This is a genomic window from Anaerosporobacter mobilis DSM 15930 (assembly GCF_900142955.1).
GTDB classification, from domain to species: Bacteria; Bacillota; Clostridia; order Lachnospirales; family Lachnospiraceae; genus Anaerosporobacter; species Anaerosporobacter mobilis.
On sequence record NZ_FRCP01000005.1, the window covers coordinates 66,129 to 77,989 of the forward strand.

The 11,861-nt window shown below is 38.1% G+C and carries 5 protein-coding genes; all 5 read right to left on the reverse strand.

Annotation, left to right across the window (positions count from 1 at the left end):
• Positions 1–76: 76 nt before the first annotated feature.
• Complete coding sequence (locus BUB90_RS00255) at positions 77–397, reverse strand: ribosomal-processing cysteine protease Prp (protein ID WP_073281562.1); 321 nt, start codon at positions 395–397, stop codon at positions 77–79.
• 17 nt (positions 398–414) lie between these two features.
• Positions 415–723 (reverse strand): 50S ribosomal protein L21, encoded by a 309-nt coding sequence (gene rplU, locus BUB90_RS00260; RefSeq protein ID WP_073281564.1) that lies wholly within the window; start codon positions 721–723, stop codon positions 415–417.
• Positions 724–858: 135 nt separating this feature from the next.
• Positions 859–8,895: an RHS repeat domain-containing protein gene (locus BUB90_RS00265; protein ID WP_073281566.1), complete on the reverse strand. Its 8,037-nt coding sequence runs from the start codon at positions 8,893–8,895 to the stop codon at positions 859–861.
• 467 nt (positions 8,896–9,362) lie between these two features.
• The gene (locus tag BUB90_RS00270) at positions 9,363–10,574 is read right to left on the reverse strand and encodes a hypothetical protein (RefSeq protein ID WP_073281568.1); all 1,212 of its coding nucleotides are present in this window, start codon (positions 10,572–10,574) and stop codon (positions 9,363–9,365) included.
• Between the two features lie 26 nt (positions 10,575–10,600).
• Positions 10,601–11,860 carry a hypothetical protein gene (locus BUB90_RS23360; protein WP_073281570.1) on the reverse strand — a complete coding sequence of 420 codons (1,260 nt, stop codon included), beginning with the start codon at positions 11,858–11,860 and terminating at the stop codon, positions 10,601–10,603.
• Position 11,861 lies beyond the last annotated feature (1 nt).

Consider the following 11,861-nt stretch of genomic DNA (forward strand, 5'->3'; position numbering starts at 1 on the left):
GTCTTACACCTCCTTGAATCGTGTATAAAATCAAAAATATTATCTCTATTTCATGAAATAGCATCACTGAAGTAATTTATACTTTCAGATCTATATATTCTTGTCCATAATTCTCTATAATACCTTGTAATCCAAGAATTAAAGAATTGAGCAATAAGGTAGAATCCTTACTAACCTCAGACAAGATGATAAATTCTATTTTATCTGAATCTTCTTCGCCTCTCATCTCAAACTGATCAGAAGTAAATTGTTCAATAGAATTAATAGTATTTACAACTAAAACCGAAACAGCTGAACATATAATGTCATAGCCACTATCTGCAAACTCTGCATGTCCTTTTGTTTTGAATCCATTATAAATACCGTTCGCATTACGAGTAAAAGATACTGTTATCATATCTTATTCCTATTCGATTATGCGTTGATCTTTTCGATCTTAACTTGAGTAAATTGTTGTCTATGACCGTTTTTCTTGTGATATCCAGATTTTCTCTTATATCTGTAAACGATTACTTTTTTAGCTTTACCGTCTTTAACAACTGTTGCTGTTACACTAGCGTTAGCTACTGTAGGGTTTCCAACTGTTAAACCGTTGTTGCTTACAACAAGAACTTGATCAAATGTAACAGTTGATCCAGCTTCTACTCCAAGCTTTTCTACGTTAATGATATCGCCTTCTGCTACCTTGTACTGTTTACCACCTGTTGCTATAATTGCGTACATATGGCACCTCCTATTATCATTACTCGCCAGCTTTGGTGTCTGTACAGACAGAACTTGTACCTCGCTGTGCGGCACACTAGATTAGTTTAACATCAGATTTTTATTTTGTCAATCATATCTTTGTCTTTTTATTCTTTATTCTTTAGAAAAGGTAAACAAACTCTCCTTTATCGTGTTAGCAAAATACTTACCAGAAAGTGCATCTTGATTATACACACCTTGAAAACAAGTTAGCATCTTAACAGGCACAGCTAGGTGCATTCCATTTGTATTATTTACTGAATTGTGATTTATTAATTCTTGATTGGTAGAATCTGAACCATTACTTTCGGTATCTCGGATTAAACTTTCGGTTGTTTTTACTCCACTAGCTGCAACAGCCACAGGTGTTTTGATACCTTCTATCTTGAACTTATCCGCCATTGATGGATTTTGATTCGCATTATTAAGCTTTACGTCGATACTTGTGGATATGGCATTTGCCCCCATGTCTAACAACGCTCCTACCCCAATATCAAGCCATGTACCCGGATCATTAAGCTCACCGTTGATAGCTCCGGCAGTTGTTCCTGCAGCGATACTTCCTGTCGCTGCTCCAACCACCGATTTCGTTATTTCTTTCGCAAACCCGTTTGCTGCATCAAATGCCCCTCCGAAACCTCCTGTAATTCCTCCACCAATGACTCCACTTGCAAAAGAGGATAAAAGCATGGTTGCAGTAATTGGCTCCGCATCAATTGCAGCGGTTACGGTTGAGCCTACTACTTCGGCTACTGCTCCTCCAACAGCACCAACAGCTGCACCGGCCGCAATACCTGCTATTGTGGCAGCAGTAGAAGCTGCTACAGTGGCACCTTCCACTGCTGCTCCGACAGCGACACCCACACCGCAGGTAACGATGCCTATAGCTATACTTAATATACTTCCAATCAGTATGGCCCACCAAGAGCTTTCACCGTTTGGGTCACTTAACAGCAATGGATTGTTTTTACAATAAACATATGGAGAAGACGACTCCAGTTTCGGATCGACACTTAAAAATCTTTTAAGAACGGGATCATAATAACGGCTTACTGCATAATACAATCCCAATTCCTCTTCCCACTCATATCCAGTATAACTATAACGTAAATCTTTCTGTCCATCAGACGTTTTTAAATCATTTCTGTCACCAAACACGGAATATTGAAAAGCATTCTCAATGATTCCTTCTGTATCAACACAAATACGTGAAGAACCAAGATGATCCAGACACAAATAATGAAGTTTGTTATCTTTTCTCAAAGCTGCTAATCCATTAGGCCCGTAGATATATTCAGTATGATATATACCAGCTTCATTTTTCTCTATTTCCTCTAATGTTTTGTGCTTTGCATTACGAAGATACAACCTCTCCATCTCATTTGTTTGCTTTATCAGACGTTTTCCGTTTGTATTATACTGATATCGTATTGTATCCTGATTCACACGAACCGTATGTGCCATACCCGTTGCAGTTTCATATTGTATTTCTTTAATTTGATGAAATTCTGATGAGGTTACAGAACCGTTTTCATTATAAGTAAATGCCTCCACTCCCTTAATTTTCTTTACTCTGTCATTGCACTCCTCATATTCATAAGTAAGAGTTTCCTCTGATATTGCTACCGATTGTATATTTCCGTTCTTATCATATTGAATTTCATGTATTGACCAAGGCTCTACTACTTCTTTTGTTTCTTCATTCATACAGATTGCCTTCTTTATTCTTCCAAAGGAATCATAAGTTAATGTATAGGTAACAAAAACTGGTGTACCAGCATCCGATTCAATCCCTTTCAGATGATAGCTAACATAACTAATCTTGCCATCAAAAGGACCAACCGCATCTGATTGGTTATACACTAACTTTTCATCAAAATACGGGTTACTAATCTGAGTCATCCAGCCTACGCTGTTATACTGATACCTTGTCGTAAACTTACTTTTTGTTCCATAAGAACAGGAAGTAAGTAAATCTCTTTCATTGTAAGTATATCGACAGATTATATTGCTATCATCTGCAATTTCTATCAGTCTTCCAACACTATCATAATCATAGGTAACGGCATAACCGGAAGCATACCTGCTTTTTATTAAATTATCAAGATTATCATATTCGTAAGACTGGCTGTAAGCCTGTTTTGACACTTCACTCGATATATTAGTCTCATAGGATTTTATTCTGTTACGATTGTCATATACTATGGAACAACCATTTCCATATTCACCTGATTCCTTATATTGTTGTATCCCTGTTAGGTTTCCAAGTTGTTCAAGAGCTTTTCCAAAGGAACCATAATCTTTTTTCTGCAACACAATTGCTCCATCCTCTTTTGAAGGCCAGTCTGCTAAATCTACATATTGCTGTAACTTTGCAAACTCCTCTGAGTACATCACCAGTCCATTTTCCTTTGAACGTCCGAAACAGTCCCATTTCTCATATCTGCAAGCACCTGTTGCACGCATCTGCTGGTCTTGCATAAAGCGTAGATTACCTTTACTGTCATAGAGAAACCTTGTTGTTCCTGAATTAATCTCCGTCGTGCTAATTGTCTCACCTAATAGATTCTTTATCTGCACCCTCTCAGAACCACTTGGACATATTTGTTTGTATGTCACACTATCAGTAGCATACTGAATCAAATATCGTGTAACAATATCTTCTTCATTTTTGTTTCCCGATGCAATCGTTGCTAGTTTATTATTAAGCTGATCTGTTATTTCTATCTGCTTTTTGTTATCCGCATCAATTGTTAGCTGCATACGATACTTATCTTTCGGAAGAGTTATGACGTTTTCCACGGAATAAGACGATATATTTGAATAATGTATTTTAGTTGTGTTCCGTTCATTTTCTGTGGTTTCACTGAGGTTTACCATAGAAAATGCTTTTCCTGCCACACCTTTTTCACAAATTCTCCCTGTGGGATTCTCCTCATATCTTTGGCGAATATAAGGATATCCCTCATCATCTTCATAATACGTTGCTATCTCACCAGTAAGGATGCCGCTATTCTCATTAAAGCTTGTTATAAAAGTATCCCTGTATTGAAAACAGGTACCGTCCTTTTTATCTTCAAACGAAGCTGGTTTGGTATGAAGCATCACACGTCCCATACCATCATATAGAATTTCAGTTACTGTTATTTGTCCATTCTCAAAGCAAATACCTTGTCTGAACTTACCACATAAGTCATAATACTGTAGTCCTATCTGTGGTTCACTTCCTAGGAACACATTAGTAAAACAAGCATTTCCCTGTGCAAGCAAACCAAAACACCAATCTTCCTTTGAAGATACTGTATAATCAAATAGGATTTCCTGATTAGCCAATAGTAGTATTCTTTCTCCGCATAAGATAAACCATTCCTTTGCAAAACCAATTTTGGAATTCGTAAGTACTGTATTTGTATTTGTATCCGATAAAATCCATTGCAACTTCTTAGCATCCCATTCAATTGAAATAGTTTTACTAATCTGTACTCCTGCTAGTCTGGATACTTCCTTTACCGTTACATAGGCAAAATAATTTTCCCGTTCAGACAAGCCACGATACGAAAGACAATCTTTCGAGTTCTTCGTATGATATAGTGAACCTGATTCGCTATAAAAGCCACAGTCCTTTCCATAGCTCCACCTTGCCGAAAGATCATTAGCCTGAAAGAAACGTTCGTAATAAGCCGTTTTTCTTGCTTTCGCATATAGAACACTGTTCATCTTCTTTGGATTACTATTAACCTGATTAAGTAACTGCAATTGAATGGTAGTTCTTTCATTATCTACTTGTGCCCTCAACTGCTTCTGATCATCATATATCCGGTCACTGCATTGATGGTAGGAGGTAATGGTGTGTAACAGCATGCTTCGGCTTTTATCATATACATAGAATTTTGGAGACAGTGCTGCAATGCTTAAGTATAGATTGTCAAGATAGATTACCCCATCTGTATATTCCTGAAACTCAATCGTTACAACTGCTTCTTCTTCCAAAGTAAATTGTTTTCCACAAAATTGCCATTCTAGTGCATCAGGAAGAGTAATTGTTTCCTGCCTGCTCCCTTTTTGCTCTTTGATGGTAAGTATTATCTTTGGAGTATCACCATGCTTTTTACTTGTATAGCACCAGAATCCAAAGAAATACTCCCTTTGTTTTGGTGTAATTCGTAGTGTGATCGATGGTACTGAGTTTCCCATTCCCCATTGCAAGCAGCAAGTTCCTGTATGGGAAATTTCATTAGTAATTGGTAGAGAACTCTTTGGCTGCCAGCCACAAATCTCTTTTTCATAGTCTTCAAATCCATAGTAGAAAGCTTCCCCAGACCTTATGGAAGCCATCTCAAATTCTGCCACAACATTTTGTTCATATCGGTCATATAGTTTGCATATGTACCTATCTTTAGGTGATTCCTGCATGGTTATACCGCCAAACTTATTTCTTGAAATGATATCCGATTTCACTCGGTAAACTGCATTTCCCTCTTCATCTGTTCCACCGGCCAGGCCCTTCGTAAGCTTTGCTGCTATGACCTGATATTTTTCTTTTTCACACACTCTCTCATAGGAATGATAAGACACCAAAGTTTCTTCAATAACAACCCTATTATCATCTGTGGTAACTTCTTTTGCTAAGCGACACTTTTCTTTTAAACGGTTGCTATAATATAATATTGGTTCTTCTTCATGGACATAGGAATGACTTTCTATATGTAACTCCTCTTTTCCTTCTCCATTGCAATTTGGTCTTTTGGTTACGGCAAGTCCACCGTTTGAATTGTTAAAACTGTATTCCAATGTAGTTGACACTTCATCCATTACACGTGTAGTAGTACTCCTAAGAAGATACCTTCCATATATCTGCTCCATTTTTTTAGATATCACATTCCATACTTGATTCGATAAAGTATACGTACAAGAAAGTGAAGAAACCAAATTATCTTTACTGTCGTAGACTTTTGTACAGATTAACTGGCCGTCTATATCCGAGGAACGTGACGGATTCTCCCCCGCTGTAACCATTGCAAAGCTATTACAATACTCATATTGCGTATAACCATTACTTCGCTTTCCATCTAAAACAGGGTATACACGACTTTGATAGTATCTAATAAATTGTCCAGAGGGATCGCATACCGCTTGCTCATTATTATATTCATATTCATAAACAATTTCTTGTACTCCATCATGGATTTTACTTCGTATAACCTGAAAGCTTTCTACAGGCTTTTGTACGCGATCACCGCTAAAATGATAGAGTTTTATTTTCTCAATATCATTATTCGAATCCAAACAATAGGTATAGAAGGAACCATAACCTGCAACTCCCATTCTTTGAAGTTCTTCATAATTTTCGTTTTCAATATATTGAAAAGCTTCTTGTAAATTCTCTTTATATTTAAAATGAGAATCTTCCAAAACATAAGTTGTTGTATATCCGCTTTGTGTGCCATTCTTCTGCATAACCGCCATAAAACAGGGATTTCCATTCAGTACACTTGTAGTAATCGTTTGCTCTGGAAGAGTAAAGACGGGTGCCTTCATACTTTGTGCCTGTGTACCATCTTCTTTAATTGAAAAAACCATTCTATCCCAGGTAAGCAGTGTCCCATTGGCACTTGGCTGATACCGATTTTTTTCTAGAGTTCCCTGCTTCTTTTGAATAGTAATGGCATCTTCATTCCAAACTTCAATATTCGTATTGGGCATATAGAATAACACCTGTCCTAGCACCTGATTATCAGTAAGCTCGGTTTTTATTACGCAATCACTCCCGCAAGCATAGATTGACTGGCTTGTTTCTTCCTGATTTAGCTGTTCCCTGAGATTTGTATTCAAAAGCCAGGAACAGCCATTGTAGCGATATAGATAGCCATTGATTATCACCATGGAGTTATCTATAATAGTCGGTGACCATACGCTGCGCGCCACGTTAAATACGCTACCCTTTCTACAAGTCTGTACTTCTTTTTTAGATTTGCTAATCTTACATATATTATTGTCAAAAGTAATGGTATAAAGATATAGACAATAGCGAAATCCTCGGTCAAATAGTTCGCTTACACCAGCGAATGCAAGATGATCGCCCGATAGATTCCATTCAAACAAGGTTTCTTTCTGATCTCCACGAAAATACAAATCATCTACATGTGTACTCGCCAGAGTAACTATACCTCCTATTTCTTCATATCCATAAAGGGATAGCATATTGCTCTTATAGTCTGCCGAACTATCATAATCATAGTCCAGATGTATAACACGGTTTTGATTAGAAGTAAAATACTGTCTTCTGTTTACAGAGTATGAAATTACTGCTCCCTCTCCCCACTGTAAAGAACGTTCTTTCCAGCTAATCATCTGATACCACCGAGAGAGACTATCATTAATTACATATAAATTATTGCTACAAGTAATTGCTACTTTATCAGATGCAATTGTTTGCAAATCTTCTTCTATCCACCCTCCAATCACGTGACTATTCATATGTAATACTTTATATACCGTAGACCGTTGATTCTTCGTCAAAGCCTTCAGAATAAAATATGATTGCTGTACATAAACCTCTAAAGATTCTCCATCTATATCTCGAAACTCCTCTTTCAGATTCCATTTTTGCCATCTTCCAAGCCAGGTATATACCGAAATACGACACTCCTTATTCGTTAGCCAGGCACACACAACATAGTCCATACCAAACCATACCTTCGGTTTAGCCTCTGGTACTGGCCTATTCATATTCATTACTCTTTTACTACAATTAGGCAATTCTGTTTTTGCATAGTCATAAGATACAGTTGCACCTTCTGGATATACAATTTGTTTTAAAGCCCCAGGGTTACAATCTTTATTACTACTATAATAAAACTCTGTTATTTTGGTATCCTGTTTATTCAAATCCGAATACGTAACTTCAACTTTTGTTAACTGTCTTTTATAATAGTCTCCAAACGCAAGGGATGGTTCATCTAGATACGCATTCTTTTGATAATTATTCAATTCGTAAGAAAAGGAGATCCTTTTTAGTAAATTATCTTCATCCACGTAACAAGATATTGCTAAAAGATATCGAGTTTCATAACAAGTTTGATATGCATCGGCGTTATTATCCGGAACCTGTTTGTGAGGATCTGCATATTCCCTTGGTGCGTCTTTTGCATTCTCGTTGTACTCTTTCTCCCCATATTCATAAACTACCTTGTATCCGTTTTGATCGTTAATCTGTTTCAGATAACAAGCTTTCGTATAGGATAATCCTTTTTTGCCAACAGGCTGCATAACCATATCATATGAATACGTAGTTTCATCACGCCAAGGAGATATCGCTCTTACTAGATTCCAAGCTTTTACATATGCTTGTTGAACAGAATTCCCATTAGAATCAGCAACCAATGCTGAATTACCTGTCCAGCCTCTATAACTCACTCCATATTGTAAAGCATTGACACCATACTCCTTTTGTATCCCTTCCGAGTTTACAATGACCCATTTTTCAAATTCTTTGTAATACGATATTCTCGAAAAATCGTAATTACTATTTTCATAAGCAATTCCACCGTCGTACACACACAAAGATCCCTCTACATAAGAAAGCAATAGTGAGCATTGATTCCTATCATCTCTTACAAACCATTGATTGGAGCACAATACCTGTATCTTAGCTTCTTCATCCAATAAGGTTTCCTGCTTCCCCATCTCTACAGATACTTCTCTCATAACAAACTCTTCGTCTGATTGATCAGATAACACACATAATTTATCATATACCTCTTTTGACAAGATACCACGCTTCCACATACGATCCGTTCGCTTTAACACAGAGTGATTGATTCCATCTGTAAGTACATATTTCTTTAACGTTGAGATATCTTCTCCCTGCTCTTCACATATAATTCGTTCATAACCCATGTGCCAGCCAAGTCCAAGAATTCCTGTAGGCTTTGTTAGATTATTATGTGTGATGGTTCGATTAATATCACTTTGATACATTGCTGATATAGAAATCCCTACACCATTATTCTCTGACAATGATAGAATTGGCAGTTGAAAACTAACAGCACTTCGAAAAAGATTCACATTCTCTTTAATCATACCATCACAATTGCTGCCATATTGAAACGGCGATATTCGTGGAACTATATTCTGTTCTTTATTTCCCATAAGATTTAATTCCTTTCTGTGTAATAAATTAACCTAGGTAATTGCGAAACTCTTCTCCGTGCATAAAGCATATCTGTGTTTTAAGGCTGTCTACTACAGTTTTCCTAGAATTGTATAACTTACACATACAATAAAGGACATTGTATGTGACGTACACACAATTCGTCAAACTGTAACGACAGACATAAAACACATTGATATGCCTTTACGCACTACGAACTGTTTCGCAATTGCCTATAATAAATTAACCTCTTTCCTGAGAAATTCCCTCTGCTGATGAAATAATCTCCTAGGATAGTTCGAATTTTATTTTTCTGAAACTAATAATTTAATATCCCACTCTATAACATAAAAGACGAGAGGGCATGAAGACTCTCAATATAAAACCTTCTCAGTAATGCCCTCTCTTAATCACTTATGTAAGAAATACCTTATTATTCATACTCATGTTGGTGGATAAAAAGCACTTAAAATGTGATTAACGATACACAAATATTTCCCGGATAACCACTGATGGTACCTGATTTACCCATTTCTCCTGGGTCACCAGAAGCACCGTTGCCTGCAGATTGTCCGCTATCAGAATGCTTGCCTGCATCGCCACCAGCTCCACCAGCCCCACCAGCTCCACCAGCTCCTCCGACTCCACCTGCACCAGGTTGTGCCGTATCCATAACCTTAATAATCTTAGAAGATGTTTCAGTTACTGGAATATTGATATTAATATCATAACCATTCACAGCATTACCACCATCTCCTCCTTCTCCTCCTTGACCGCCAATACCGCCCATTCCTCCTGGACCACCATTATTTCCTTCGCAGCCTGTCGTTATTCCATCTCCACCTTTTCCTCCGGCTCCACCAGTGCCACCTTTTCCACCTTCACCACCATCACCACCGGCTCCGGAGCATGTAGAGACAACAAGTGAGGATACCCTCGTCAAATCCTTGATTGTAATAGTAGCTGGCATACAAGGCAGTCCATCTTGACCCGTTCCACCTTTATGACCTTTACCGCCATTATCGCCCTTTGAACCAGGTCCACCACCTTTACCGGCAATTCCAGGCGAAGAGGCTTCTCCTTTGCTTCCTGGTGCACCCGCTCCACCGGTACCTCCAGCAGCTCCTACAGAGCCTTTCGTTCCATTAACGCCAAAGAAACCAAAGTCATAATTAACCTTCCCCTTTGAAGAACCATTTTCTTTAATGAGCTTTTCAATTCTTAAATTAACGGCTGTGTTATATGCACGAATTGCAGAACCACTTTTCATTGTTAATGTACCAATATTAATATCTACAGGTGTAGAAGAAGTTCCAAGCTCCCAGATTTGTCCTTCTTCTATTGTTTTGTCCGCAATAGAAATTTGTTCAATTCTTTTTGGAATTACATTATTTAAAGTTTCTTTCTCCCCCTCTAACAAAGTCCCATTGTTAAATAAATAATTCATTCCCTTTTGAACTAAATCATTTTCTGGAAGTTTGTTCCCATCGTTCTTTTCAACCCTCATCGTGTCCATTAAAACCTCATTCGATGAAGTATTCTGCATACCATTTTTCGTAAACCATCGTTTTAAATCATCAATACCATTAATCTCTTGATAGGAATGCAATTCCTGATTCTTTTGTAAAACTTCCACACTCTGCCCGAACTCCTGCGCAATTTTTTTAAATGTACTCATTATACATCCTCCTTAAATTATATTGGTTAATCTGTACTTGACAGTTTAACTTCGTTTAGAAATACCGGTGGTGCCATTCGGTTATGTCCTCTTCGTCCAGAGTTTCCTTCTAGACCATCATGCCCCTTTTTACCAGTTGGGATTCCTTCTCCCGGTGTACCACCGCGTCCACCCATTCCACCTTTGCCCGAAAGTCCGCCAAATCCCTGTTCGGCTATGACCTTAACACAGTCTATTTGATCCTGATTCACGGATATATATATGTTCGATGCAATTCCACCGTTTCCTCCATGACCACCATTTCCTCCATTTCCTCCGTTTCCACCATCTCCTCCCTGCCCTTGCATAATCCATTTCGACAAAGTTTGATAACCGCTTTGTCCATTGCTTCCATTGCCTCCATCCCCGCCATGACCACCGTTTCCACCGCTTCCTCCATCTCCAGTCTTGGCAAAAATACATAAATTCCCCTTCTTTGCATCAATATCACGTATTGTTATCTCCGCCAGTTTTGTAGCACCGCCAGCTTTCCCATCCTCACCCTTTTGACCATATTCTCCATCTTCGCCTCTTTCTCCCGAGAGGGCTTTCGTCTGCTCTCCATAATACAAAGGTCCAAAGAAAGTCGCTTTTGTTTCAACATCTTTAACAAAGTCAGCATCTTTTCCATTCTTTCCAATCTTTCCATCGGCACCCACCATATTTGAAGAGCCATCGGAATGGAAGGCATATGGCGTTGGTAAAATTCCAATATCATATTTTCCCTCTTTATCAGTCCCCAGTTTTACAATATGCTGACATACCAAAGAGAAAACATTGCCTCTTACAATAAGGGAAGCTCCAGGTTCTAATATCAACGTATCTATATTTACAATACAATACAATTCTTCCATATGATCAATATCCCAGTCCATGCCCCGTGTGCTAACCTCCAAGCATTCTCCTGCTTTAATACGCTTAACCTTTACCGAGATTGCTTTCACTCGAAGGGGAAAATGCCTATTCAGTCCATGCGTATCACTCACTAGTGGCTGACCATATGCAAAAACAACTGCTTCTCCTCTGTCGTGAATACCCTGTCCCATTCGCTCACGTCCCTTAATCGCATCAAAGAAGGTATTTGCCCGTTTCGCTCTTTGTTCCAAATCTGCCCTTGATAATATGTTTGCTGCTTGTGTAATTGTGGGAATTCTCATATATGTAATGATTTCTTCTCCTAACATAAGGCGATTCGTATCATGTCCTAGCAAACCAGCTACTTCAAAAAATTCATTCTGTTCTTCCAAT